Source organism: Paraburkholderia solisilvae, from assembly GCF_902859875.1.
Taxonomy (GTDB): Bacteria; Pseudomonadota; Gammaproteobacteria; order Burkholderiales; family Burkholderiaceae; genus Paraburkholderia; species Paraburkholderia solisilvae.
In genome coordinates this window covers 1-26,693 of the sequence record NZ_CADIKF010000011.1, presented here as the reverse complement: position 1 = coordinate 26,693, position 26,693 = coordinate 1, and the positions used below count along the sequence as shown (strand labels likewise).

The 26,693-nt window shown below is 64.9% G+C and carries 23 protein-coding genes and 1 pseudogene; 7 read left to right on the top strand and 17 right to left on the bottom strand.

Annotated features, from left to right (window positions below; genetic code table 11):
• Positions 1 to 66: 66 nt before the first annotated feature.
• Positions 67 to 1,080 (top strand): type IV toxin-antitoxin system AbiEi family antitoxin, encoded by a 1,014-nt coding sequence (locus HV675_RS09080; protein ID WP_246270159.1) that lies wholly within the window; start codon positions 67 to 69, stop codon positions 1,078 to 1,080.
• The gene (locus HV675_RS09075; RefSeq protein WP_175110560.1) at positions 1,058 to 1,966 is read left to right on the top strand and encodes a nucleotidyl transferase AbiEii/AbiGii toxin family protein; all 909 of its coding nucleotides are present in this window, start codon (positions 1,058 to 1,060) and stop codon (positions 1,964 to 1,966) included. Before HV675_RS09080 ends, HV675_RS09075 begins: the two co-directional genes overlap by 23 nt.
• A 40-nt stretch (positions 1,967 to 2,006) precedes the next feature.
• Here the strand turns inward: HV675_RS09075 and HV675_RS09070 are convergent, their stop codons facing one another.
• Together HV675_RS09070 and HV675_RS09065 are read right to left on the bottom strand one after the other, a co-directional pair.
• Entirely contained in the window at positions 2,007 to 2,795 is a 789-nt protein-coding gene (locus HV675_RS09070) for a PhzF family phenazine biosynthesis protein (RefSeq protein WP_175110559.1), read from the bottom strand.
• 199 nt (positions 2,796 to 2,994) lie between these two features.
• Complete coding sequence (locus HV675_RS09065) at positions 2,995 to 3,726, bottom strand: hypothetical protein (protein WP_175110558.1); 732 nt, start codon at positions 3,724 to 3,726, stop codon at positions 2,995 to 2,997.
• 189 nt (positions 3,727 to 3,915) lie between these two features.
• Between HV675_RS09065 and HV675_RS09060 the strand changes: the two genes are divergently transcribed.
• Positions 3,916 to 4,335, top strand: a complete 420-nt coding sequence (locus HV675_RS09060; protein ID WP_175110557.1) for a hypothetical protein — start codon at positions 3,916 to 3,918, stop codon at positions 4,333 to 4,335.
• Positions 4,336 to 4,371: 36 nt separating this feature from the next.
• Here HV675_RS09060 and HV675_RS09055 read toward each other — a convergent pair whose 3' ends face one another.
• The gene (locus HV675_RS09055) at positions 4,372 to 4,839 is read right to left on the bottom strand and encodes a GDP-mannose mannosyl hydrolase (protein ID WP_175110556.1); all 468 of its coding nucleotides are present in this window, start codon (positions 4,837 to 4,839) and stop codon (positions 4,372 to 4,374) included.
• Positions 4,840 to 4,874: 35 nt separating this feature from the next.
• The gene (locus HV675_RS09050) at positions 4,875 to 6,155 is read right to left on the bottom strand and encodes a glycosyltransferase WbuB (protein WP_175110555.1); all 1,281 of its coding nucleotides are present in this window, start codon (positions 6,153 to 6,155) and stop codon (positions 4,875 to 4,877) included.
• Positions 6,156 to 6,398: 243 nt separating this feature from the next.
• On the opposite strand from HV675_RS09050, the gene gmd reads away from it, so the two are divergent.
• The 3 genes from gmd to HV675_RS09035 are packed head-to-tail and all read left to right on the top strand — an operon-like array spanning position 6,399 to position 9,167.
• Positions 6,399 to 7,511, top strand: a complete 1,113-nt coding sequence (gmd, locus tag HV675_RS09045) for a GDP-mannose 4,6-dehydratase (protein WP_175110554.1) — start codon at positions 6,399 to 6,401, stop codon at positions 7,509 to 7,511.
• A 4-nt stretch (positions 7,512 to 7,515) separates the two neighbouring features.
• Positions 7,516 to 8,493 carry a GDP-L-fucose synthase family protein gene (locus HV675_RS09040; protein WP_175110553.1) on the top strand — a complete coding sequence of 326 codons (978 nt, stop codon included), beginning with the start codon at positions 7,516 to 7,518 and terminating at the stop codon, positions 8,491 to 8,493.
• Positions 8,490 to 9,167, top strand: coding sequence for a putative colanic acid biosynthesis acetyltransferase (locus HV675_RS09035; RefSeq protein WP_175110552.1), 678 nt, complete (start codon positions 8,490 to 8,492; stop codon positions 9,165 to 9,167). Before HV675_RS09040 ends, HV675_RS09035 begins: the two co-directional genes overlap by 4 nt.
• A 503-nt stretch (positions 9,168 to 9,670) precedes the next feature.
• Here HV675_RS09035 and HV675_RS09030 read toward each other — a convergent pair.
• Positions 9,671 to 10,810 (bottom strand): acyltransferase family protein, encoded by a 1,140-nt coding sequence (locus tag HV675_RS09030; protein ID WP_175110551.1) that lies wholly within the window; start codon positions 10,808 to 10,810, stop codon positions 9,671 to 9,673.
• Between the two features lie 238 nt (positions 10,811 to 11,048).
• Between HV675_RS09030 and HV675_RS09025 the strand changes: the two genes are divergently transcribed.
• Complete coding sequence (locus HV675_RS09025) at positions 11,049 to 11,240, top strand: hypothetical protein (protein ID WP_175110550.1); 192 nt, start codon at positions 11,049 to 11,051, stop codon at positions 11,238 to 11,240.
• On the opposite strand, the gene HV675_RS09020 is transcribed toward HV675_RS09025, so the two are convergent.
• The 12 genes and pseudogenes from HV675_RS09020 to HV675_RS08965 all read right to left on the bottom strand — a co-directional run.
• Positions 11,234 to 11,821 carry a hypothetical protein gene (locus HV675_RS09020; protein ID WP_175110549.1) on the bottom strand — a complete coding sequence of 196 codons (588 nt, stop codon included), beginning with the start codon at positions 11,819 to 11,821 and terminating at the stop codon, positions 11,234 to 11,236. The genes HV675_RS09025 and HV675_RS09020 overlap by 7 nt on opposite strands.
• A 4-nt stretch (positions 11,822 to 11,825) precedes the next feature.
• A complete protein-coding gene (locus tag HV675_RS09015) occupies positions 11,826 to 13,061 on the bottom strand; it encodes a glycosyltransferase (protein WP_175110548.1) in 1,236 nt (411 codons plus the stop codon).
• A gap of 98 nt (positions 13,062 to 13,159) precedes the next feature.
• Positions 13,160 to 14,290 carry a glycosyltransferase gene (locus HV675_RS09010; protein ID WP_175110547.1) on the bottom strand — a complete coding sequence of 377 codons (1,131 nt, stop codon included), beginning with the start codon at positions 14,288 to 14,290 and terminating at the stop codon, positions 13,160 to 13,162.
• Positions 14,287 to 14,802 (bottom strand): acyltransferase, encoded by a 516-nt coding sequence (locus tag HV675_RS09005; protein WP_175110546.1) that lies wholly within the window; start codon positions 14,800 to 14,802, stop codon positions 14,287 to 14,289. Before HV675_RS09005 ends, HV675_RS09010 begins: the two co-directional genes overlap by 4 nt.
• A complete protein-coding gene (locus HV675_RS09000; protein WP_175110545.1) occupies positions 14,799 to 15,995 on the bottom strand; it encodes a glycosyltransferase family protein in 1,197 nt (398 codons plus the stop codon). The genes HV675_RS09005 and HV675_RS09000 overlap by 4 nt, the downstream gene beginning before the upstream one ends.
• A complete protein-coding gene (locus tag HV675_RS08995; protein ID WP_175110544.1) occupies positions 15,992 to 17,260 on the bottom strand; it encodes a hypothetical protein in 1,269 nt (422 codons plus the stop codon). The genes HV675_RS09000 and HV675_RS08995 overlap by 4 nt, the downstream gene beginning before the upstream one ends.
• 34 nt (positions 17,261 to 17,294) lie before the next feature.
• Positions 17,295 to 18,251, bottom strand: a complete 957-nt coding sequence (locus tag HV675_RS08990) for a glycosyltransferase family 2 protein (RefSeq protein ID WP_175110543.1) — start codon at positions 18,249 to 18,251, stop codon at positions 17,295 to 17,297.
• Between the two features lie 17 nt (positions 18,252 to 18,268).
• A complete protein-coding gene (locus HV675_RS08985) occupies positions 18,269 to 19,714 on the bottom strand; it encodes a lipopolysaccharide biosynthesis protein (RefSeq protein WP_175110542.1) in 1,446 nt (481 codons plus the stop codon).
• Positions 19,715 to 19,721: 7 nt separating this feature from the next.
• Positions 19,722 to 21,692, bottom strand: coding sequence for an acyltransferase family protein (locus HV675_RS08980; RefSeq protein WP_175110541.1), 1,971 nt, complete (start codon positions 21,690 to 21,692; stop codon positions 19,722 to 19,724).
• Between the two features lie 81 nt (positions 21,693 to 21,773).
• On the bottom strand, positions 21,774 to 23,867 hold the full coding sequence (locus tag HV675_RS08975; protein ID WP_175110540.1) for a right-handed parallel beta-helix repeat-containing protein: 2,094 nt from the start codon (positions 23,865 to 23,867) through the stop codon (positions 21,774 to 21,776).
• Between the two features lie 3 nt (positions 23,868 to 23,870).
• Positions 23,871 to 26,159 carry a polysaccharide biosynthesis tyrosine autokinase gene (locus HV675_RS08970; protein WP_175110539.1) on the bottom strand — a complete coding sequence of 763 codons (2,289 nt, stop codon included), beginning with the start codon at positions 26,157 to 26,159 and terminating at the stop codon, positions 23,871 to 23,873.
• A gap of 131 nt (positions 26,160 to 26,290) precedes the next feature.
• Positions 26,291 to 26,693, bottom strand: a pseudogene (locus HV675_RS08965) (polysaccharide biosynthesis/export family protein); the annotation flags it as partial.

The following is a 26,693-nucleotide window of genomic DNA, read 5'->3' as shown; positions in this document are numbered from 1 at the left end:
TTCAATTTTTGACATTGTTCACGCGTCATATACAATGCAAATAATTGAACGAACCGTCGAATCATCGTGCCCTCTTTTACACCGTCTCCCATCATCGAAGCGGCCACGCTGGCGTTCAGCGGCGAGACGGGCGTTCCGACCAGTATCGGGCGACCCGCACCGGATACGCCATACGATGCGATCGTCGAATTCGATTTCGACACACCGGTAGCCCGGCCGGTCATCGTGGTGCCTTCGATCGACAGACAGGAGCGCCTCGCTGCGGTCTCCGCTACGGCGAAATTGCAGAGCCAGGATCGCTTTCTCCTCGTGACCTCGTATCTGACACCTGCACTCGTAGAGGCGTGCCGCGACCTCGATCTCGACGCGATCGATCTGTCTGGCAACGCCTTCGTGAAGGAACGGAAGAATCTGGTATTTGTCGCCGGCCGCCCGCGTGCGGTGGAGGCAAGCAGGAGCCGGCTGAGCATGTGGACCAAGCGTTCAATGCAGGTCATTCTTGCGCTTCTCGTCCGGCCAGACCTCCTTAACGCAGGTCGACGGGATGCGGCCATCGTGGCGAACGTCAGTACCGGGACGGCGCACACCACTATCCAGACTCTTCTCAAACGGCGAGATCTTGTCGAGCGCGCAGATGGCACGCTTGCCTTCGCCAACTTCGAGCGTCTGCTCGACGAATGGGTCACTTTATATCCTTCGATATTGAGGCCGTCGCTGGGCCTCGGTCGATATCGCGCGACAAAGGTCGACTGGTGGGCGGACCTGACATCGGCGTCCTCTAACTGGATGTTGGGTGGTGAGGCCGCCGCGGCGCTACTCACTCGATATCTGAAGCCGGCGGTCGTCACCGTTTATTGCAAGAACGACGTCCCCAAGGAACTGGTTCGACATGGACGCTTACGGCCTGACCCGTCCGGCGAGGTAGAGTTTTTGACTGCACCCATCGAACTGCGTCCAACTCCCAATCTTGTCGACAACGTAGTTAGCCCGGTGCTTGTCTACGCAGACCTTATCGCGAGCGGTGATTCCCGAAATGTTGAAACCGCCAGGATGATTCGTGAACAATTCATCGCCCGTTAAACTGCGCGCGGACCGCCCATTCCCGCAACTCGCCGCTAATGTATTGCGGGACGTCGCTACTGCGGCATCGGCGGCTGGCGCCCCCTGGTTTGTCGGAGGCGCCACCGCCCGGGACATCCTGACGACGCACAGGTTCGGCATCGAACAGTCGCGTGGGACCCAGGATATCGACATAGGCGTGTCCATCGGAAGCTGGCGGGACGATCGCGCACTTCGTCATGCTTTGATCGCTACCGGCCGTTTCATGCAAAGCGAAAGGGAGGCTCAACGGCTCGACTATTGCGCCCCGGCGGCGCAGCCGACCTGGCTGGACATTGTGCCGTTCGGCGGCCTTGAACTGGAGGGTGAGCGCGCCATTGCATGGCCGCCCGACGGGGCCTTCCGGTTGAACGTGAAAGGCTTCGAAGAAGCATTGGGCGCAGCCCTGCCTGTCGAACTCGAGCCGGATCTGGTGGTCCTTGTCGCATCATTGCCCGCACTTGCGATGCTCAAGATCGTGGCGTGGCTGGATCGGCACAAGGACCACAACAGGGACGCAGTCGACCTGCGATTCTTGATGGCGACTTATAGCGCAGCGGGCAACATGGACCGTTTATACGACGGCGATGGGATAGATCTGCTGGACGCGTGGGATCACGACCCCGACATGGCCGGTGCTGCATTGCTTGCCCGGGATATGATGCGACTGGCCACACCCGCCGTTCGAGATCACATCCTCGATGCGCTTGCGCCAGCGCAGCCGTATCCCTCGATACTCAACCAGATGATGGGCGGTGGGCACCGCGTTCTCGATTTTGGCAACGACAAGCCGGGATCGACTGAGAAGCTGTTCAACGCGTTTAGATCAGCCGCGGTAATGGCCTCGAATACGCACCGTCATTCATAGCCGCAGACTGCGTGGCAGGCTCGCCGCCACCGTGAACCGTTCACACCGCGCTCCTGACCACTCGCCCGCCAACTTGCACCGCCCCGTCCGCATACCGGGCCATAAGCGAACACGGCTGCCCGAGCGCATCACCCTGCAACAACGTAATACTCCGTTCAAGCGCCAGCGCGAGTGCGCCCGCCGCCACCCCCGTTGCCGCATCTTCCAGATGCGGTTCCAGGTGATTGAAATTGCGCCCCGCATAGATATCGTCATGGAGGTGGCAATATGCATACACACCCGACACGCCTTGCTTGCGGCTCCAGGCCGCAATCGCTGCGAGATCGGGGCGCAACGCGTCAAGCGCGGATTGATCCTTCATCTGTACCAGCAGCTTCGTGCTCCCAACCGATGCAAGCCTGGGCATGCCAATTACAGCCGCCGGTTCCGCGCGAAGCAAACGCGCTGCTTCCGCGACGTCAATATGTAATGCCGGACACGGTTGCGGCCGCACGCCAATGAAAATACCCTGATCGACACGCTCGACCTCCAGCGTCTGACGATGCATGCCCGTCACGAACCGAATCCGTCCACTGTCCGGCTGACGCTCGAAGAAAACAGCGCTCGCTGCCAGCGTCGCATGCAGGCAAAGTGGGCTGCGAGCGTGGGGGTAGTAATAATCGAGTAGCACGCCAGCGGCATCGGTCTGTACAAACACCGTCGCGTTGGCTTCTAGCTGCTGGGCAAACTTCAGCCGTTCCGATTCAACCAGGTGTGAGTCCTCGACGACGACCGCAGCGTTTCCGCTCTTGTCATGACGGCCGAAGCAAAGAAAGCGATGAATTTTCATTGCGGTTCGTGTGGACGACATTGACCATACACAGAAAGAATCTGCGCTATAGACCTATTTAATCGGGGATTGTCGCCGAAACAAACGGTTTTGTGGAATGCCTCGTGGGTCACCCGGCATCCGACGATGACGGCACGCCTACCGCTCGAGCTCGACATCGCCAGCACGACAACACGAGCATCAGGCCGTAACGCACCCTTCAGCGTGCATCGAGCAGCAAGTCGCGGATGGAGCGCCAGATGCGCGGCACGACCCGCAGTCCCGCGGTCATGCCCGGATCGAAGTAATGCACGATCAACGTACGGCGTTCGCCCTGCTCGACATGAAGGTTCGCGTGACGCGTGACGAAGCCGTTGAACGCATAGACATTACCCGGCACGCACGCGATCCGATCGCAGCGCTGCCGCGACAGGTCGCGCCGGGTCTGCGCGCGACGCATCGCGAGCGGCAAGCGACGCAGCGCGATGAGCCATGACTTCGCCATCACGTTGGTCACCGCCGACAACTGGTGGCGCGGCCGGCGGTAGACGATCAGATCGCCGTTTTCCTCGGCGTTGTGCGCCGACTGCAGCGGAATCAGCAGCGTGAGGATATGCGAGTCGTAATGCCGCAGATGGCTCTGAGCGGGCAGCGTCCGGTTGATACAACGCAATACGTAAAGCGGCTCGCCATCGATCTTCAGCCCTTTCTGTGCGGCCCAGCGTTCAGAGAGGGTGCGCGCCTGCTGTTCGACGCTCCGGAACTCGCTGTGCTGCCGGAGCAGTTCGACGACGAGCGCGGTTGTCTGCGTCGCGCGCCGGCCGTCGGCCGGTCGCCAGGTGTCGCGTGTCTCGTCGATGGCCGCATTGATCTGCGCGATCAGCGCGCGCGGCACCACGCCCTCGAACAGGCGCACGCCTGGCGGCACGATCTCGCCGTCGCGCTCAAGCATCGCCGGGTACTCCACGCAGGGCCGCCCTACGACGCCGGGCAGGTCTGAACGAAAGCCATCGCAACGCAGGCGTCCGATGCGCACCGCATGCGGCAGACGCGCAGATACGCACGTGTTGCGGGCCGGCCCGGTTCGCAAATAGCGCGGGCGGCCGGACGGGCATCGGGTTTCGGTCGAAAGAGGAGAGCGATGGGCGAAGCAAAACTGTCGGAAACCGGTCGGGGAGTGTCATTTGCCACCTTAAGTCAAGCGAGCGTCGCCGAATGGACAAAATATCTCCCCGATCCGCCACATCACACCGCATATTGTTCTGCATCGGTGTTTCATGCGCACGAAATGACCGATAGGCTCCTAAGCTTCACAGTCACACTTCGTGGGTCGACAACCCGGCTGGCTTGCGCCGCACGCGTGCGCAACTCGCACACGATGCAGCAACTCGCGAACCCGCCATTCCGGCAGCGATGTATCGAGCGCAGCGAATCCAACCCGGCGTCGAACAACGTTCGGTTGAGAAAGAGAGAAAAAACAGCGACCGGCGTAAAGCAGGAGCAGAAGGGGACCGCTGTTATAAGCGGGGCAGCAGCACGGCGACGCGGCATTGCACAGTAACGGGGGGACTCGGGCACCCCCGCCGCCTTTACGCGATCACGCGGCCTTCACGAAGTAGGCCCGGCTGTTCTCATGCACCGCTTCGTCGCGCGCGATATCCTCGGCGCTCGCCCAGCGGTAATCCGAATGCTGGTCGAGCGGCAGGTGGGGCGGGCGCTGCGGCAAGCGGAAGCGATAACCGAGCACGACGTAGTGCGTCGATATGCCGTCCTTGCCGCTGAAGTTGTCGTCGTAGAAATGCTCATAGACGCCGATCAGTTCGGCGCCGGAACGGTCCACGCCATGGAGGCCCAGTTCTTCACGCGCGAGACGTGCGAACGCGTCGTCGAGACGTTCGTCCTTGCGTACGCGGCCGCCTGGGACGAACCATGCACCTTGCGCGGGCCGATTCACGCGCCGTCCGAGCAGATAGCGGCCTTGCTCGTCAGGAAGAATCAGGTCCAGCGCAATCAATGGTGTGTTCGAGACGACACTTAAAAATTCCGTATTGCCGAGTTTTGCCATAGGGGCGAGGTTGACTGGAGACTGTAAAGCGGTAATCACAGGTCGCGCTGACGCAGCCCGGGGGCGCTACCCGCCGGTTCGATATCGGCGCAGCGCGCGCGCAGGGTCGACTCGAACTCGCCGAGCACACTTTCGCGCGACAGCGTGGCGAGCGCATAGTCGCGGCCTGCGCGGCCCAGGTGTTCGCGCCGCGCCGGATCGGCGGCGAGCGCATCGATTGCGGCAACCAGCGGTTCGAGCGCCTCAGGCGGCACGACAACGCCGCGCGGCGCAACCGTGTTGAACAGTTCGGTTCCTTCGTGGGCCATCGCGATCACGGCACGGCCGCTCGCGAGCATGCCGGTCAGCTTGGACGGCATCACGAGGTCGGCCGCGTCGGCGCGTTGCGGCAGCAGGTGGATGTCAGCGAGATTGAGCAGGTCGTTGAGTTTGTCCATCGGCTGCAACGGGATGAAACGGGTATTCGGCAAATCGCCGCATACGGCGATCAGGCGCTCCTTGGCCGGTCCCTGGCCGCAGAACACGAAGACGAGATCGCGGCGCGCGGCGAGCGAGACCGCGGCGGTCGCCAGCACCTCGAGTCCCTGCTTGGTGCCCATATTGCCCGAGTAGAGCGCGACGGTCGCATCAGCGGGAATGCCGAGTTCGTCCCTGAGCGGAATCTTCGCACCGGCCTGCGCGTCGAGCGGATGGATCGCCGAGGTATCGACCCAGTTCGCGAAGTGGACGACCTTGTTGCGCGGCACGCCTTTGCGCAACGCGTGTTCGATCATCTTCGCGGAGATCGTCGAGACGGTGTCGAAGCGGCGCAGCAGATTGCGTTCGATCGCGAGGGCCATGCGCTTGCGCCAGCTGCCCTTGAGCATGCCGAGGTTGAACGCCGCATCGACTTCGTAGTCTTGCACGTGCAGCCATGCATGGGCGCCGCTCAAACGCGCGACGAGCCAGCCGGCCGGCGCATTGAGCAGGCTCGGCGCGATGCTGAGCACCGCGTTGGGCCGCCAGAAGACGTGGCGCAGCAGCACTGGAAAGCTCGACAGCGCAAAGCTCGCGAGATGCACGAGACGGCGCGCGCCCTTGGGCCGGGTCGGCACCCACAGCGGGGCGCGCCAGATATGCACGCCTTCGCTGCGCTCCTTCGCATAGCGTTTCGACGAGTATCCCGGCGCAACCTGCCAGGCGGGATAGTACGGGGGGGCGCAGACCACGCGCACGTCGTGGCCGGCGGCGGCAAGCGACGCGGCCATGTCGGCGGTGTAGCGGCCGATCCCTGTGAGTTCCGGTGCGTAGTTGATGCCGTAGACAAGAATCTTCATCAAACCTCGCGGCGTGTCGACGCAAAGACGCATTGGATATGAACGGCATCTTGCCCGCGCCGCATCACCGCGACCCGCCAGGATATCGCCGTGCGCCGCCAATCGCGAAGTCTGGGTGGCCGGGCCGCTTGACAGCGCCAAACTACCGCCGCTATCCGCCAAAAAAATTAATGCGCTTGCGTTGTGTTTCGTCGTGGCGCTTTACTGATGTCACGCACCCCCATTCACTTGCGAGACCTCTCAATGTCGAAGACTGCGTTGATCACCGGTATCACGGGCCAGGACGGTTCCTACCTGGCGGAATTCCTTTTGTCGAAGGGCTATACCGTCCACGGCATCAAGCGACGCACTTCGCTGTTCAATACGGACCGCATCGACCACCTTTACCATGACCCCCATGAGGCGGATCGCCGTTTCATCCTGCACCATGGCGACATGACGGATTCGTCGAGCCTGATCCACATCATTCAGTCGGTGCAGCCCGACGAGATCTACAACCTCGCGGCGCAGAGCCATGTGGCGGTGTCGTTCGAGGAACCCGAGTACACCGGCAATGCCGACGGCCTCGGCACGCTGCGCATCCTCGAGGCGATCCGCCTGCTCGGCCTCGCGAAGAAGACGCGCTTCTATCAGGCATCGACCTCCGAGCTCTACGGCAAGGTCCAGGAAATTCCGCAAAAGGAAACCACGCCGTTCTATCCGCGCAGCCCGTATGCGGTCGCGAAGATGTACGCGTACTGGATCACGGTCAATTACCGTGAGGCCTATGGCATCTATGCGTGCAACGGCATTCTGTTCAACCATGAATCGCCGCTGCGCGGCGAGACCTTCGTCACGCGCAAGATCACGCGCGCGCTAGCCCGCATCTCGCTCGGCCTGCAGGATCGCCTCTATCTCGGCAATCTCGATTCGCTGCGCGACTGGGGTCATGCGCGCGACTATGTCGAGATGCAATGGATGATGCTCCAGCAGGACAAGCCTGAGGACTTCGTAATCGCGACCGGCAAGCAGCATAGCGTGCGCGAGTTCGTCGATCTCGCGGCGCGCCACGTCGGCATGGAAATCCGCTGGGAAGGCAAGGGCGACAAGGAACGCGGCATCATCTCGGACGTCGGCCTCGATCCGCGCGTGAAGGTTGGCGATGTCGTCGTCGAAGTCGATCCGCGCTATTACCGCCCGACCGAAGTCGAGACGCTGCTCGGCGACCCGACCAAGGCGAAGGAAAAGCTCGGCTGGGTGCCGCGCACCAGCTTCGAAGAGCTTGTGCGTGAAATGATCATCAGCGATCTGACCGAAGCCCGCAAGGACACGCTCGTGCAGCAGCACGGCTTCCCGGTTTTCGAGCGGCAGGAGTAAAGCCATGGTGCTCTCCAAGCGCAAGCGCATCTTTGTCGCGGGGCATCGCGGCATGGTCGGCTCGGCGATCGTGCGGCGCCTCGAGGCTGAAGGCAACGTCGATGTCGTGAAGCGCAGTTCGTCGGAGCTGGATCTCACGAACCAGTCGGCGGTGCGCGATTTCTTCAGTGCGCAGCGCATCGACCATGTGTACGTGGCCGCGGCGCGCGTCGGCGGCATTCACGCGAACGATACCTACCCGGGGCAGTTCATCTACCGCAACCTGATGATCGAATCGAATGTGGTTCATCAGGCCGCGCAGACGGGTATCGAACACGTGCTGTTTCTCGGCTCCTCGTGCATCTATCCGAAGCACGCGCCGCAGCCGATCGTCGAGGAAGCGCTGCTGACCGGCCCGCTCGAGGAAACCAACGAGCCGTACGCGCTCGCGAAGATCGCGGGTATCAAGCTTTGCGAGTCGTATAACCGCCAGTACGGCGTCGACTACCGGAGCCTGATGCCGACCAATCTCTACGGGCCGGGCGACAACTATCATCCGGTCAACAGCCACGTGATTCCCGCGCTGATCCGCCGCTTCCACGAGGCCAAGGAAAACGGCGCGGAAAGCACGGTGATGTGGGGCACGGGACAGGTGCGCCGCGAGTTCCTGCATGTCGACGATCTCGCGGCAGCCTGCGTACTCGCGATGAATGTGCCGAAGAGCGTCTACTATTCGGTCGCTTCGCCGCGCTGTTCGCATCTGAATGTCGGATCGTCGACGGACTATACGGTGCTCGAGATCGCGCAGATGGTCGCGCGCGTGGTTGGCTACACGGGCCGCATCGAGCACGATCTGTCCAAGCCGGACGGTACGCCGCGCAAGCTGATGAGCAGCGAGAAGCTGGCCTCGCTCGGCTGGGCGCCCAAGGTGGGTCTCGAAGAAGGGCTGCGTGGCGCGTATGAAGCCTTTCTCGAGTCCGAGGCATTGGCCGTCGCGCAATGAGTGTGCGGGGACAGGCGGTGAAAAGCGGTGGCGATGCGTCTCATCTGCACGCGCTGCGCGGCGCGCCGCCCACGCCGCCGCCGCCAACCGGCCCGGAAGTCGACGCGATCACGCAACCCGGCCGCTATCTGGACCTGTCGCTGTTCAAGGTGCCGGCCGGCTTCCGCGGCCGGCCGGGCTGGTATGTCCAGCTCTGGTGGATCGTGCAGGCGTTGCTGTTCCGGCCGTCGCCGCAGATCGCCTATGGCTGGCGGCGCCTGCTGCTGCGTTGCTTCGGCGCGCAAGTCGGCGTCGGCGCGATTATCCGGCCGACGGTCACGGTAACTTATCCGTGGAAAGTCACGATCGGCGATCACGCGTGGATTGGTGACGACGTCACGTTGTATTCTCTCGGCCCGATCGATATCGGCGCGCATTCGGTCGTTTCGCAGAAGTCGTATATCTGCGCGGGCGACCACGACTACGAGTCAGTCGATTTCGCGATTCGCGGACGGCCCGTGCGAATCGGCACGCAGGTCTGGATCGCGTCGGATGTCTTCGTCGCGCCTGGCGTGACGATCGACGATGGGGTGGTCGTCGGTGCGCGCAGCACGGTGGTGCGCTCGTTGCAGAAGGGGTTTGTCTACGTGGGCAACCCTGCGCGAGCGGTGAAGCCACGCAACGTGAACGCGTGAAATCGGTCAATCAGGCATTTTGGTTTCGGCGTTCGGCGAATGTGAAGTTGTGGGTCGGCGCAACGCCGGCTCGCGATTGATTGATACGCTGCATGTCGACGACGAGTCCTCATGCACGACCAGGCCGAAAATCATGGCCTCTGTCGGCAAGCTGTACGCGACCCGACCATCCCCAATGCATGACTCCCCGGCGGCGCGAACCTTGCCGCTTCAATGACCCGCAAATCATCGCAAATGCCAGCCTGCTGAGGCCGGGGCGACCACCGGCGGGCGACTCTTTCTCACCAACCGCCCAAAATCCCAACCGCACGGCATGCAAACGCGACGGCTGCCCCGCCCCCACACCGAGAGCGAAAAGTCACAGCGCCACTCGTATCACTCGCCGGGAACGCGGCTAACAGCAGCGAAGACGAAGAGAGCAACGAAGGCCCAAAAACACAGAGGCCTTTTGCGCCCAGACGCAAAAGGCCTCTACCGTGCACAAAGAAGAAACAACCCCAAGCCTACGGCGTAGCCCCGGTCACATCCTCGATAGCAGGAGCCTTCCGCTTTGCGGGAAACAGCGCATCCCGGATCTTGAGAAAAGGAAACTCGACGGCCCGCGTGGTCACGTATCCCAGCACGATGGCAATCGCAAACTGCGCCGCCATGATCGCCGCCCACGCGGGAACGGCCGGCAGATGCATCGCGGTAGCCTTGCGAATCAGCATATCCGCCGGCGCGAGCGCCAGTGAATGCCACAGGTAGATGCCGTAGGAATACACGCCGACCCAGCCAATCATCCGATAAAGCTTCGAATCACGGATCGGCCCGGAATACTCCACCGTGAAGACGATCAACGCGCAAAATCCGATCGCCTGAATCGTGTAACCGATGCTTTGATCGAGCGGCACGATGCGCGTGCCGAAGACGAGCCACAGCACCAGCCCGGCCACCATCGCGATCAGAAGACCCTTGCGGTCGGCAATCGCGCGATACGTCGCCGGCTTCATCCAGTACAGCGCCGCGAGCATCACGCCGAACAGCAGGCTGTCCATGCGATATTGCGTGTAGACGGCCGCCTCGTGACTCTGGCCGCTGTGGACCGCGAAGCTGCGCGCAATCAGCACCGCGACGCAGATCGACGCGAGCACCGCCAGAATGGTATTCACGCGCGTCTGAAAGCGTCCCAGCACGATCAGCAGCAGCGGCAGAAACAGATAGAAATGCTCCTCGACGGCAAGACTCCATGTCTGCGTGATCGACGAGCCATAGTAGTTCTGCATGTGCGTCAGGTTCTGCACAAGGAACGTGTCGAGCGGATGCCGCCCCGAGATTACGTGAAACAGAATCAGCACGTAATACGCCGGCCAGATCTTGAAGATGCGTCGCACGATGAAGCGCGTCGCATCGATACGCCCTTCCTGCGCGTACTGCTTCAGCAGCAGGCCGCCGACCAGAAATCCCGAGAGCGTGAAGAACAGGTTTACGCCTTCCAGCCCGAAACTTTTCAGCGGGTACTCGATCGCGGCGACTACCGCGCTGCCGGTCGGAAAAGAATGAAAGTGAAATCCCATCACCGCGATGATCGCAATTCCCCGAATGAAATCGAGTTCGATCGATCGCTTGGCTCCCGGAACGTTTGACGCACCGAATAGGCTCATGGCCGCTCCTTACGAAGGTCTTGATGGCTGTCGATGCTTCGCGGCGCCGCGCATCCCCGCACAGGTCGCGCACGCAGGGTCGCCTCGAACTCGCCGGGCACGCTTGCACGCGAGGGCGCAGCGAGCGACGCGGGCACGTCGACGATGTAGCGGCCGATTCCTGAGCGTGCCGGCGCGTAGTGGATGCCGCGAACAGGAATCTTCATCGAACCTCGCAATGTGTCGACGCAAAGACGCAATGAGTATGAACGGTATTGCCCGCACCAAAATCTCCGTCACCCGCCAGGATATCGCCGTGTGCCGCCAATTGCGCATGCTGCCGCGTTGCTTCGGCGCACAGGCCGGCGTCGGCGGCGGCGCGATCTTCCGGCCGACTGTCCGCGCGCGCAGTGAAATCACGCAAGGTAAGCATGTGACACCCGCTTATTGAGTATTGGTTGCGCCGAACGTGTAGTTGTCGGTCGGCGCGACATCGGCTGGCGATTTATAGATCGAATCCCCGTTGCGTCCGATGTTGTCGGCGCCAAAGGAGTAGTCGTACACGCTATGTGTCTGCGACGAGGACGCCGCTGCTTCGCTTGCCGGCTTCAGCTTCAGTTGCGACGCCTTGTTGCCGGATGCTCCCGTCTGCGAACCCGACGAACCGGCATGATTGCCCCCCAGGCCGCTCGAGCCTTGCGAGCCGCCCGCACCGGAACCCATCGACGAACCGCCGGAACCGTGCTGTCCGAATCCGCCGCCCGAGCTGCTGCCGAAGCCGCCGGCCGACGAGCCGGATGAGTGGCCGAAGCTGCTCCCTTGCGACGACAGGCCCGTGCCGCCCGATGAACCCATGCTCGACGACGAGGACATGCCGCCCATACCACTGAAGCCGCTCTTGTGGCTTTGTCCGAAGCTCTGGCTTTGCGCAACCGCACTCGCGGGCACGAGCGACGCCACCGCGGCCAACGCGCATGCGAAACCGACACCTGATATCGCGGCCAGGGTGATGCGCAAAGTCATCGCTTTCATAGGGCTAACGCTTCCTGGAAGAGGACACGAGGCTCACGCTGCCGACCAGTTGACGTGCGGCCGTCTCGATCCGGAAATGACGCTGATAGCAGGCGAGCGCCGTGTCGCGCATCGCTTCGCGTGTGCTTGCCGTCGTATCGAGCGCCCAGCGCCGCAGCGCGTCGGCCACGCTGTCACGCGTATCGTCGCAGACCCAGCCGCCGCCCGACGCTTCGATCTCGCGCCAGATATTGACCTTGTTGGTGATGATCACCGGCGTGCGCGAGGCCATCGCCTCGACCACCGCGATGCCGAAATTCTCCTGGTGCGACGGCAGCACGAACACCTCCGCCGTGCGCAACGCGCTCCACTTGAGCACGCCGCCGAGCATGCCGGTCCAGACAATGCGGTCGGCGATGCCGCGCGCCGCGGCCACGCTTTTGAGCTGATTGAGCAAAGCGGGTTCGCCGGGCCCCGCGATCACGAGGCACAGGTCGCGGTCATGGGCCGCGATATCCGCGAACGCGTCGATCAGCAGGTCGCATCCTTTCTTTTCGTGGATGCGTGAGAGGAACAGCAACACGCGTTTGTCGCGGACCTCGGGAAACGCGTCGCGGAATGCATGCGCCGGAACCTCGTCGTCGTCGGGCACCGAGTCGATGCCAAAACCGTTGACCGCGAGCCGGTGCCGGTCGTTGAGAAACGGCCGGCGTGCGAGCTCGAGTTCGGTCTCGCAGGTGAACAGCACACGTTCGGCGCGATTGAATACCCACTGTTCGAGCAAGGCCCAGTAGATGCGCTTCTTGAGGTGCTTTTTCGGGTAGGTATGCTGGAACCACGGGTCGAGCATGCCATGCGGGAACACGAACAGCGGCGTGCGCGAGCCGACCACGCCGGACCACGCGGCGACGCTGTGAAATTGCCAGATGCCGTGCACCACGAACGCATCGAAGCGCGCGCGGTTGGCGCGCAGCCAGCGCACGAGCGGCAGACTCAGGCCATAGAAGCCGCGACCCGGCCCGACGCGATGCACCGGCGCCTCGACGCGGTCGAAAGCGGGCCCATCGGGGGCATCGAGCGTCACGACTTCGCTCGCGCAGCCAAGCGGCGTCATATGCCTCACGAGCTGCACGACCGCTTCGGCGACGCCGCCCAGGCGCGGATCGAGCGACGGCAGGATATGCAGCACGCGCAGCGGGCCGCGGGTCGCGGCTGACGCAGTCGCGAGCGGCGGCACGGAAGAGAGCGGAAGCGAAGACACGGGTCCGTGAGGCAAGGGCGGCGCCGCATACGGGCGAGCCGCGTCGGCATCGCCTGCATCACGCTGCCGGTCATGTTGGACAGGCGAATCGAGTGGCTTCACAGATAGAACTCCTTCGGCCGCGGCGCGCCGGCGATCCGATGCCGGACGATCTGTTCGAAGTACGACGCGCCGGCGTGCGCCGACAAACGTTCGCGCGCCCATTGCATCCGCCTATGACGCGAGCGCGGCGACAGCGCGCCGCTCGCTTCGAGGTCGTTGATTGCGGCGGTGATCGCGCGACTGTCGCCAGGCGGCACGACGCGGCCGTTGTCCGGACTGTCGAGCAGGATCGACGCGCCGACCCAATGCGTGGCGACGACCGCCGCGCCCGCCATCATCGCTTCGCTGACGACCGCGCCCCAGCCGTCCTTGCAGATGGATACCAGCACGAGGACATCGAAATCGAGCATGCGGCGCTGCACCTGTTCGATCGGCAGCACGCCGCAGAACTCGGTCTCGACGCCGGCCGCGCTGGCCTCCGCGGCGATGCGCTCGCGCAGGTCGCCGTCGCCGATCAGCGTGAGGCGCGCGGGACGCCCGAGTTCGCGCATCGCCGGCACCAGCAGGTGCGCGCCTTTCTTCTCGCTGAGCCGGCCGACGTAGGCGATGCGCAATTGCGCATCGCTCGCGCGCGGCGCGTCGAGCTCCGCCGGCTCTGGCAGAAAGTAGGCGAACGGAAACACCCGTTCGCGCCGGTAACCGACCGAACGGAACCACGGCGGACCGTGCCGGCCGATCGCGAGCACGAACTGCACGCGGCGGCGCAACGCGGCTTCGGTCAGCCAGGACTGGATGTAGCGGACCGCGCCCGCGAGACCTTCGTTCTCGCGCGGCTCCGACATGATCGCGAACGCGCGCCGGTCGCGTTGCACGATGGCGAGCGCGGTGGTCAGCGTGTGAAACCAGCGAATGCCCGAGAACACGTGCAGGCAGCGGTCGCCGCCGCGTTGCACGATGCTGGCGATCTCGTCGTCGGACGGCGCGACCACGGTCGGCGGCAACGCCGCCGAGCCGTCGCCCCAGCCGAGCGCCTTGCGGTCCTCGGGCACGCCTTCGTGCGCGACGCAGCTGACTTCGACGGCGGGCCCGAAGCGCTCGGCGACCGCATTGATAAACGCCGACTTATGCGGCGAGACGCACGGTTCCCAGAACACGATTCGCGAATAGACGGGTGCTGGCGCGTTCATGTGAGTGCCCTCTTGATCGTCGCCGGGCAGCCGGCGAGCAGGGTATCGGCCGGGTAGTCGCCGGGCAGCAGCATCGCACCCGCTCCGAGAATCGACGCGCTGCCGACGGACGAGCCGCCGAGCAGCACGGAGCCGGTGCCGACCCAACTGCCGTCGGCGACCGTGATCGGCTGCGAATAGCCTTCGCCTGCGCGCCGGCGCCGGTCGCCGATCCGGTGCGAACCGGTGTGAAAGATCACGCGCGGCGCGATGTCGCAGCGCGCGCCGATCACGATGGCCGCATCGGGCGCGACGATAAACAACGTACCGAGTCCGATCCAGGTTTGCTCGCCGATCGCGATCCGGCCGCGGCCATAGAACTTGACGCCGCCCGTCAGCTTGCAGCCGACGCCGATCTCGAAGCCCAGCGCATTGAGCAAAGCGCGTTTGAACGCGAAGCAGTGCGTCGCCGGCAGGATTGCGAGTGCAAGGTTCGCCACGGGGTTGCGTAGCGCGTCGAGGATGCGTTTCATCGCGTGCTCAGTTCCGGGGTGACGTTGAGAAATTCGACGAGACGCCGTCCGACTGACCGGCGGCTGCACCGCTCGACAATCCTGCGCTGCCCGGCGGCGGCGATTTGCGCATACCGTTCGGGATCGGCGACGATCTCGGCAAGCAGGTTCGCGAGCGTTGCCGCCTGCGCATCCGGCAAGATCGCCGCGGTGTCGCGGTCGAACAGCAGCGGGATATCGCTGATGTCGGTGGTCAGCACGAGCAGGCCGTGGCTCGCGAGCTCGATCACCTTCGACGGGAACGTCGTCGCATTGAGTGCGCTATCCGGCAGCTTCAGCGACAGGCCGACATCGGCGCCCGCGAGAATCTGCTTGTATTCGTCGGGACCGGTGTCCTGACGCACGTCGAGCGTGAAACCGGTCGGCGCGAGTTCGCGCGCGAGCGCCGCAAGCTGTGCGCCGCCGCCGAAACCGGTGACCACGAAGTGCGTGCGCGCGGCAAGCTCGGGCCGCGTGCGCGCAAGCGTGCGCAGGGCCGCGGCGAACAGGTCCAGACCGGTGTCGATGCTGATCGAGCCGCCATAGAGGAAGGTGACGCGCGCGCCGAACGCCGGGCGCCGCGGCCCGATGTCGGGCGACACGCCGTTGACCACGCATACGTCGTCGATCTTCATCACGTTGGCGAGCTGCCGCGACACCACGATCGCGCGCGGGCTGCAGACGCGCGACAACAGGCGCAGGCTGAAACGGGTCAGGTAGCCGCGCAGGCTCTTTTCATCGGCGCGCGGACCGTCTTCGAGATCCATCACGATCTTGTCGCGGCCGAGCCGCCAGCGCAGGAAGAGTGCGACCGGCACGTATTCGGGAAAATAGTTGTAAAACACCACGCCGTCGCCGCGCTGGATATGCCGCAGCGCAAAGCCCAGATAGACGAGCGCGGCAAACATGCGGTTCAGTCCGCGCGCGCTGATCGCCGGCAGATAGGCGCAGGCGAGCTGCTGGTCGCGGCAGACGAAACCGCCGAAGTAGCGCCGGCTCGCGCTCGCGGTGACGATCGGCGAGCTCACGATAAACGACGCGCGCGCCTGGCTGCGGACTCCGGCCGTCATGCCCATCACCTTGTTGGAAGCGGCGTTGACGGGAAACGCGGTGCCGTTGACGCGGTTATAGCGGGACAGGACGACCGGCGCGAAGAAGAACTGGCGAGCGTTCATAGGTTCTGAACCGAAGGGTGGGACACGGCACGCCGGTCGCCGGCGCCGCGCATGCGCGGCTCCGTCAGACGGGTCAGCGCATGGAGATCGGTCGTCGTCGCGCGGACGTGGCGCGCGATATGAATTGCGAAAGTCACCATCACGATCTTGTCGAAGTCGAGCGATGCGCCGTTCTGGCAAAACAGCAGCAGCAGGAACAGTGCGTAGATGCCGCCGCCTGCTGTGCGCAGGAGCATCCACATCACCGCGAAGCCGAGCCAGCCGTACGCGAACAGCACATTGAATACGCCGTTCTGAACCGGCGCGTCCGCGAACCGCTCGGCGAGGCCATTGCGGATGAAGTACTCGAGCGACGTCGTCTCCGGCACCCCGAACGGCGCGTGGAACAGCACCTGGTTCAACACCTCGAACGGTTGGAATATGCGCAGGCCCGTCGATACGTCGTCGCCAGACAGAATCCGTTCGATGCGGCTCGGCTCCGCCGCGAAAATCGGCAGTGCGAGCGCCGCGAGCCCGAACGCCGCGAGGCAGAGCATCACACTTTTGTTGAGGTGGCGGTGGTAGAACGCGAACATGATGATCAGGTTTGCGAGCAGCCCGAACATGGTCTGCGCGATGAGGCAGGCGACCAGCGCCGTGCCGTTCGCGGCAAGCCGCGCGCGGCCGCGCAGCGTATGCAGGCAGATGAAGTTCAGGAACAGGCTGACGCCGCCGAGATACGACGGCTCGGAGAAGCTCGCCGTCGCGCGCAGCTTGAAGTCGTAGCCGTGCTCGCGCGCCTGTTCGACCCACGCGGACGCGAGCGCGGTGTCGTTGTCGTTGACGAAGAACTTGGTCGGCACGTAGAGCGAAATGCCCTTGCGGCCCGCGACGGACTGCAGCAGTGCCGCGACGGCCAGCGCGACCAGCATCAGCAGCGGCCACCAGCCGTTGAACTTCGCGATGTCGTGACGCGGCTGACCGGCCAGTCCCCACGCGAGCAGCAGCATGCCGACCACAAGCCGCGCTTCGCGCGGCATATTGGGAAAGTCGGGCAGGAAGAGCGTGTTCCAGATCAGGCTGAGCGACACGGCGATCATGACGATGCCGGTCGTCAGCGGCGTGATGCGCATGCGCATGTGCGCCGCGAGCGCGATGAACAGGGCCGCGGAAACCGACGCGAAATAGCTGAGCCCGAACTGGATCGCGGGCACCATCAGAATCAGCCCATGCGCGAACGGGTTCGCGCGCAGGTCCGCGATCATGTGCGCGCCGATGCGTTTCATCGCGAGCCTCCCGTTGAGCAACGCATGGCCGCGTTCATGCGGTGACCTCGACGGTCTCGACGTGCCGCATGCTGAGCAGCCGGCCGTACAGCGCCTTGCCGCCGCGCGCGCCGAGCAGGCCGATCGCGAGCCAGAACGCGGTGCGCCGCGAACCGCGGTCGGCGATCAGCGCGCGCGTGAAATAGTCGACCGCGGCGAAATAGCTCGTACCGAGCCGCGCCTTGCCGTTCGCGACCAGCGCGTCGACCTGGATGCGCCGCCGGAATGCCGCGAAGTCGGTATGCGCGTTCATCTCGGCGCCCCACTTCTTTTCGATCGCGGCGAGGCCGGCCATGCGCCGCTGCAGGTTCACGCTGGTGCGGTCGCCCGCGTGCTGGATGAAGGTCACGAGCGCGTCGTCGACATAGCCGAAATCGCCGAACGACAGGCAGCGCAGCCACATGTCGAAATCCTGGAAGCTCGGCAGCGTTTCGTCGAACAGGCCCGCGTCGACGAGCACGGCCTTCCTGACCAGCACGAGGCTCGTCGAGGTCGGGCACTCGCCGCCGAGCGCCTGCGTGCGCGTGAGCACCGGCGCGCTCGGGCGGCAGCGCCGCGCGTGATTGAACTCGACGTCGACGTCGATGTAGTGGCACAGCGCGGCGACGTAGGGCGTGCGTTCGAGCAGTGCGACCTGCTCGCGGATCTTGCCGGGCATCCACAGGTCGTCGTCGTCGAGGAACGCGATGCATTCGCCGCGCGCGCGCAGGATGCCGGTGTTGCGCGCGCCGCATGCGCCTTTGCTGCGTGCATTGGGAATCACGAGCACGTTTTCGCCGAGGCCGGCGAGCGCGTCGCGCACCGCCTGCTGCTCGGCCGGATCGGTGTTGTCGTCGACCACGATTACCTCGAGTGCCGGGTAGTCTTGCGCGAGCACGGTTTCGACCGCGCGGCGGACCATCTTGGCGCGGCGGTAGGTCGGGATGACCGCGGTTACCAGGGGTGAGTTCATCGATAAGTCCTCATGGTTCAGGCGAAGCGCAGCACGCGGCGCAGCACGAGCATCTGGTCGGGATTGAAACGGCTGATGTGCCAGAGGCCGTAGGCGACCCCGACGAGACCCGCGACAATCAAACGCGCGAGGGCCGGCCAGTCGAGCGGACCGATCGCGCGGCTTGCGACCGTCGCAAAGAGGCAGACACCGACGCCGAGCACGACCTGCCAGCGCAACGCGCGAAAGAGCGCGCTGAACGGCATGTCGAGCAACCGCGCGGTCACGCCGAGGTGGATCGGCGTACTCGCGAGCGAGGCGACCAGATAACCCGCGGCGATGCCCTGCAGCCCCCCGAAGTGCGCACCGATCAGCCAGCACGCGATATGCAGCATCGCGACGCAGAAATTGAGCATCAGCAGCCAGTCGGTGCGGCCCTTGACCATGAACACCGCGGGCGCGGTGCTCAATACCGACTGCACGAAGCCGACCGGCGCGAGCCAGACGAGCAGCGGCGCGACGCTCGCCCATTTGGCGCCGAGCGCGACCGCGATGAACGGCTCGCGCAGCGCGACGAGGCCGCCCATCAGCGGTGCGGTGATCAGCGCGACGAACGACACGCTTTGCAGATAGCTCGCGCGCTGCTTGTCGGGATCGGTCTGATTCGCGCTGAGCACTGGATAAAGCGCCTTGGCGGCGACGTATGCGACGCTCTGCAGCGGGTAGAGCATGATCTTGAACGCGAGCGAGTAGGGGCCGAGCGCGACCGCGCCGAGCACCTTGCCGACGATCATCGAGTCGGTGTTGCGGTTCAGGTAGATCACGAAGTTCGACAGCGTGAGGTTCGACGAGAAGCCGAAGATCTCGCGGACTTCCTTGAGGTCCCAGCGCAGCGTCGGGCGCCACGGCGACGCGAGGTACATCTGCAGCGACGACATGCTCGACTGCACGAGCGCCTGCACGACGAGGCTCGTGAGCCCGAGACCGAAATACGCGGAGACGATCGCCGCGACCATGCCGCTCGTGTACGAGAGCACGTCGGAGCGTGCGACCGTGCGGAACTGCGACGCGCGTTCGAGCAGCGCCTGGTGCGCGGCGCCGAAGCTCATGATCGGGAAGGTCAGCGCCAGCCAGCAGAGCACGTGGCTGAGCGAGCCCGAGTTGAACAGCCGCGCAAGCGGCACCGAGAACGCGACGATCGCGAGCGCGATCGCCGTGCCCGCGCCGATGTTGACCCAGAACACCGAGTTCACGAGCGTCGGCGACATGTCGCGGCTGCGGATCAGCGCGGGACCCGTGCCCATGTCGCGCAGCAGGCCCGCGAAGTTGGTCACGATGGTTGCAAGCGCCATCACGCCGAAGTCGGCCGGGCTCAGCAGACGCGAGAGGATCGCGAGACCGATGAGCTGGATCACGCTCCTCGCGATCTGCGCGGTGGCGAGCCAGCGCGCGTTGCGTCCTACCGAGGGTTGGGGAGTGGACATGGTCGAATCAGCTCGCATCGAAAAGTGGGCGGAACAGCGGGCTCAGCCGCCGGCTGCCGCGTGCGCTCAGGTGGTCGCCGTCGACATAAAGCGGAATCAGCGCCTGCGAACCGTAGCAGCGGCCATCGCGGCATAGATAGGGCAGCGGGTCGAGCGTCCTGACGCCGCAGTTCGCCGCGGCATCCTCGATCGCCGTGCGCGCGACGGCATTGCGCTTGTAGTAGTCGGTTTCGGCGATCGACACGTCTTCCGTGTGCTTGCCGAAGATCATCGACTTGGCGAGCGTGTTCGGCACGTTCTCGTCCATCTCGGGGATCGGCATCAGCACATAGACCGGCCGGCTCTTCGCGAGTGCGCAGAGATCGTTGGTCAGGAAACTTGCATAGCGCAGGCGGCGCTGGACGGGGTCGCTCAGCGGCCGTTCGCCGTCATAGCCGATCAGGATGGTCGGGTCGGCGCCGAGGTTCTTGCCGTCGACATACATCGAGAACCGCGCGACGACGATGACCGGCACGTTCGGCGCGTACTGCTTGAGGTCGCCGGCGACGCGCTTCGCGAAGAGGCGGCACGGCTCCTCGGTGTACTTGCCGAACAGGCTCGCGCCGACCAACGGCGGGCAGCCGGATGTGCCGTAGAACATCACGCTCTCGCGGGCATCCGCCGCCGCCGCGACGACACCCGGAATGATCGCGTTGCCGTGACTGTCGCCCCAGACGATCGCGCCGATCTTCGGCGATTCGCCGTATTTGCAGCCGATCTCGCCGGCGCCGTCCTGCATGCGCTGCACGCTGTCCATCAGGCACTCGGTGCGGCGCGGATCGATATCGGTGCTCTCGGCGGCGACCAGCCTGACCTGATTCGGCAATCGCAGGGCCGCGCCGTTCGCGAGGGTGACGCCCGCGCAGGCGAGCACCACCGCGACCGGCACCGTGGCGAGCGTACCGAGGCCGCGCAGGCCGAAACGTTCGCGCAGGCCCGCGGCGCGGCGTTCGACGAGTTCGTACGAGACGAAGCCGAGCAGCACCGACAGCGCGAGTCCGATCGTGATCACCATCGGGTCGTGGCTCGGCAGGTCGAGGTAGCGGATCAGCACGGTCAGCGGCCAGTGCCACAGATAGATCGAATACGACCAGCGGCCGAGCAGTTGCAGCGGCACGAACGACGAAAACACACTGTCGTTCGCGGCCGCGAGAATCACGAGCGCCGCGCCGAGCACCGGCACGAGCGTCATGACGCCGGGCCAGTCGTAGCCGTCGGTGAAGCGGAGACCCGCGAAGACGATCGCGGCGAGACCGATGGTCTGCAGTGTCGCGGCGGTGCGCGCGCCGAACGCGAAGCGCTGGGCGTTGAGCATCACGAGACCGCCGGCCACCATTTCCCAGGCGCGCGTCGGCAGCAGGAAGAAGTCGGCTGCGGGGTTGTTGCGCGCGACCACCGGGGCGAGCGCGAACGAGACGAGCCCGATCAGCACGAGCAGCACCTGGTAGACGCCGCGCTTGTTGCCGAACACGCGTGCGGCGAGCATCAGGATGATCGGATACACCATGTAGAACTGCCACTCGACCGCGAGCGACCACGTATGCAGCATCCACTTGGTCTGCGAGGAGACGTCGAAATAGCCGGCTTCGCGCCAGTACACGGCGTTCGCGATGAAGGTCAGCGCCGCGCCCACATGTTCGGCGAGGTTCTTGTACGCACGCTGGTCCAGATAGAACCAGCCGAACACCATCAGCACCGCGCCGAGCACCGCGAGCGCGGGCACGATCCGCGTGAAGCGCGCGACGTAGAAATCCCAGAGGCTGAAACGCGCGTTGTCGAGGCGGCCGACGATGATCGCCGTCATCAGATAGCCGGAGATGACGAAGAACACATCGACACCGATAAAGCCGCCGTTGAAGCCCGGCACGCGGAAGTGGAACAGCGCGACGAGCGCAACCGCCACTCCTCTTAGGGCATTGATGTCTTGTCTGAAGCGCATGATGTTGCGTGTCCCAAGTGAAGCCCCCTGCGGATCCCCCGCCGGTAAGGCGCGTCGTGCATCGTTGCTGCGTCCTGGGTGTTACTCGCTCCCTGCTGTCGATTGTTTGCGGGCACCCGTTGCGTCGATCGCGCGGAACGGCGACAACTGGAAGCCCTCGTGCAGCGCGGGCGAAGACGGTGCGATCTGCAGATCGGCGAACGTGCTGCGCTGTGCGTCGGACATCGCCTTCACGAACGTCACGTCGCTCGCGCCGAACACCGGTCCGACATCGATATACGGTGTTGCGCGCAAATCGATCGAGGTCGCCTTGCCGCCGATCACCACATTGCGGCGCAGCACATTGCCCTTCGGCGCGCCGGGCGCATCGTCGAGCAGCATCGCGAGGGCCGGGTAGCGCGTCGAGTAGGGCGGCTGGTTGTAGTGGACGACCGCGAGCTGATGCCGCAACTGCCCGTTCGGATCGTCCGCGAGGCCCTTCTGCCACGAGAGTCCGCGCGAATCGACATGAATCGCGGGCGTGCAGTTGACGAACAGATTGTCCTCGACGAGGTTGTCGCGCCCGCCGCCGATGAAGATCGCCTGATTCACCTTCGAGAACACATTGCGCCGGATCGTGATGCCGCTGCCCTGGTCGTCGAGATAGATGCCCATCGTCGCTTCCGGCTTCGCGGCGCTGCCGATGTCGTGCAGGAAGTTGCCTTCGATCAGCGTGCCGCGCGCGGTCCAGTCGCGGCCCGTGTAGATCGCGCCGGTGTCGTCGGATTCCCTCGCGACGTGGTCGACTTCGTTGCCGGCAATCACATGGTCGTTGCCGCCGAAAATGATCGCCGCGTGCGGACCGTTGTAGATATGGTTGCGCTCGACCCGGTCGCCGACGCCCGAGATGCCGATCGCGGGCCGGTACGCGTGCGAACGCAGCGCGTAGTCGTGGATCACGCTGTCTTCGATCGTCACGTTGCCGGCCGCGAGTGTCTGGCGATTGCCCGCGTAGATCACGAAGCCGCCGGTGCCCGTGTTCGACACGTTCATGAAGCGGTAGTGGCTGTTGCTCGCGGTCGACCAGACCGCGACGCTGCCTGCGTTGCGCACCGTCGCGTGATCGATCTCGACATTCTGGCCGCCGGTGATCTCGATCGCGTTGCCGCGCGTGTTCTCGAAGCCGAGGTCGTGAATGGTCAGGTTCGACGCGGACGTCGCGACCAGCAACTGGTTGCTGACCGACGCTTCGACGTCGCCGTCACGCAGCGGCGCGGGCGGCCAGAAGTAGACCGTCATCGTCGCGCGGTCGAGATACCACTCGCCGGGCCGGTCGAGTTGCGACAGCGCGTTCTCGAACACCATGCGCTGGCCGGTCTTCATGCCGAACGCGGGAGCCGGCGCGGCGAGCGTGACCGTGCCCGAGGCCGGATCGACCGATTCGACGGGCAGCGTCGTATCGGCCCAGTCGCGCGCCCAGTATCCCATCGCGCGCAGGTCGGGTTCGGCCTTGAGCGCATCGAGCGGCGCGCCCGCGACCGTGAAGCTCGTGCCCTTCTCGCCGCCGGGCAGCGACGCGATCGTCGCGAAACCCTGGTTCGGCCAGCGCGCGAGCGTCTGCGGCTCGCCGCGATAGTACAGGTCGAGCGGCGCGGGCGTCACGCGGATGCCGAAGCCCTGGCGCTCGAACGTGCCCGCATCGTCGATGCCGCTGTCCGCGAGTTTCGCGACGAGTACATGACCGCGCGCGGCGGCCGGCAGGCGCGCGGCCGCTGTGTCGTCCGCGCCCGGCGCATGAAAGCCGCGCACGATCTGCGCGCCCGACAGAATGGTGCGGCTTGCGCCCGCGCCCGACAGGGTCACGGGCGTGCCGTGCCAGCTCGGGTCCAGCTGGATCTGCAGCGGTTGCGCGAGCCGGTAGGTCCCTGCACCGAGCACGATGTCGACACGATCGACGTTGCCGCCCGTGAAGCGCGACTTGCGCGCGGCGAGCACGGCAACCGCTGCGCGCAGCCCGATGTCGCCGCTCGCCTGGGTGGGCGCGCTGGCGGCGTTCGCCTGCGCATCGGCTGGCGTATCGGTTGCGGCGGCGCTCACATGAAGCGTCAGCGCGGTGGCGACGGCCGGCAGCAGACACGCGCCGAGCCCGAACCAGCAGGCCGCCCGGCGCGCGGGGCGTGAGGTGCGAAGCGTCATGGGTCAGGCCTTTGCGTGGGCGCGTGCGCCCGGATAGGTGTACATGCCGTAGCCGTAGGTCTTGTCGCCGGGGCGCGGCTTCACGTCGTTGAGCACGAGCCCGTCGAGCGTGACGCCGACGTGCGCGAGACGCTTGGCCGATTCCTTGATCTGCGCGAGGGTCGTCGAACCCTGGCGCACCACGAGGAACGCTGAGCCCGCGAGCTGGCCGAGCGAACCGACGTCGGCGACCGCGAGCACCGGCGGCGTGTCGATCAGCACGACGTCGTACTGTCTCGAGATTTCGCTGACAAAGTGCGTGAAGCGCTTGCTCATCAGCATTTCCGACGGATTGCTCGGCGGCACGCCGCGGGCAAGCACGTCGAGGCGCGGCAGCACCGCGCGATGGACGAGCTCCTCGAACGGCTTGTCGTGCGCGATCAGATCGGCGAGCCCCGGGCCTTCGCGCTGGCCGAAATGGCGGTGCAGGTCGCCGTCGCGCATATCGGCGTCGATCAGCAGCACGCGCTGCTGCGAGTTCGCGAGCACGGCGGCGAGATTGGCCGAGGTGAACGACTTGCCGACGCCCGGAGTCGGCCCGGACATCAGCACGATATTGTTGCTTGCTTCGAGCAGCACGAACTGGAGCGCCGTGCGGAAGCTGCGCAGCGCCTCGATCGGCAGGCTGTCGCCGTCGGTATGCGCGAGCAGCGAAACCTTGCCGGCCTGCGCCGGCGTCCACATGCGCGTGTCGCGGGCGCGCTGCAGCTTGCTGTGCGGCACGCTCGCGTAGACCGGCAGGCCGGTATCGCGTTCGATATCGCGCGCATGCATGATGGCCTGCGCCAGTTGCCGGCGCAGCCACGCGATCAGGCAGCCGCCGAACAGGCCGACCGCCGCGCCGAGTATGACCACGAGCTTGCGGTTCGGCTTGACGGGAATCTCCGATACGACGGCTGTATCGACGAGCCGCGCGTTGCCGGTCTTGCCCGCGCGCGCGAGCCGCAACTGCTCGGCGCTGTTGAGCAGGCCCGTGTAGAGATCGGTGTTGACCTGCACGTCGCGCTGCAGACGCAGCTCGGTCTGTTCGAGCTGCGGCAGCTGGCGCGTCTTCGTGTCGATCTGGTCGAGCCGCTGTCTGAGCACGGCCTCCTGATTGAGAATCGCGATCACGGCAGGGTGGTTGTCGGTGAAGCGTGCGGTCAGCTCGTTGCGCTTCTGTTCGAGATCGGCGAGCTTGTTCTGCGCGTCGACCGTCTGCTGAAGCACCGCCGCGCCTTCCTGGGTGAGGTCGATCGTCTGGTTGTTCGCGCGGAACTGGTTGTACGCGCTCTCCGAATCTTCGAGCTGGCGCTTGAGCTGCGGCAACTGTTCGTTGAGGAACGCGAGCGACTTCTCGGCCTCGGCGGACTTGCGCTCGATGTTCTGCGCGATGTACTGGTGGCCGATCTCCGTGAGCACCGCGCTGGTCTGAGCCGGGTCGCGGCCCTGCAGGCTCGCCTGGATCACGTCTGAGTCCTTGCCGCTCTGCGCGACGCGCATTGCCCCTTGCAGCGTCTCGACCGCCGTGACTTCGGAGACGCGTGTGAGCATGAAGGTGCCGCCGGGCTGTGCGTAAATAGACGTGACGTCGGCCGTCAGCGGACCATCGACAGTCTGCACCGTGAGCGGCTGGCCGACGTGGCCGGTCACGCGGATGCCCGCGTGATCGTTCTCGATCGTGTACTGGCCGTTCGGACCCGCGATGAGTTTGAACGGCTTGCCGTAGAGCGCGGCCGGCGGATCGAAGGTCGCGACCGCCGCATGCTCCTGCGCCCACACGTAGCCGCCGTGCCCGAAGATGCCCGGCGTCGACAGGCCTTTCTGCATGGTCGACCACCAGCGGCCGAACACCGGAAAGCGTTGCGGCTCGACGTTGATCGTGAGTCCCTGGTTGCGGACCGTGGGCGTGAGCACGAGCCGCGACTCGAGGATTTCGACCTCGTCCGAGGCTTCGGACTTGATCGCGAACAGCTGCGACACGCTCGACAGCGCATCGTTCGGCGAGTTCGGATTGTCCTCGACCTGGATCAGGATGTCCGACTGGTACACCGGCGCGGCAAACACCGCATAGCAGATCGCGATCGCGGTCGTCAGGCACGTGAGCCCGGCGATCAGCCAGCGGCTCCCGTAGAGCGTGTCGATGAATGCGCTCGCATCGATGGGGCCGCCGGCCACCGGTTCGACGGTGGGCACCGTATTGATGCTGGCGACCCTCAGGCTGCGCCCTTCGTTACCGGGCTGCTTGTGAGACGGGTTAGACGGTCGATCCACAGTACGGCTCCTGCTTCAATGAGTTGCTTGCAACGCTTGGCGAAATGCGGGCTCGCCGGCAGCGCGCGCGAAGATTGCGACGACCATCGGACTGCGGCACTGACGGTCGGTGCATGGCACGAGGATCGTGTTCATTGCACGCCATACGCGGTTCGGCTGAAGTACGCGGCCTCCGCGCTCGGCAGCACGTTGTTGATGACACGGCTCCAGCGCACGACTGACGCCGTGTCGACGAACACGACGTCCTTCGCCTTCAGCTCGAAGTTCTCCGCGAGCGCGAGCGCGGTCGGATTCGATGCATCGAGATGGAAGACCTGATGCGTGTCGGCCGTGATGTTGCGCACGACGTAGACCTGCGAATTGCCCGACTGCTGGTTCACCCCGCCCGCATCGCCGAGTGCTTCGTTAAGCGAAAGTTCGCCATTGCGCAGGAACAGCGTGGTCGGATGCGAGAGTTCGCCGATCATGAATACCTTGCTGTCCTCGCGCGCGAACACGCGGACCATATCGTTGTTCCGCAGCATCACGTTTGAC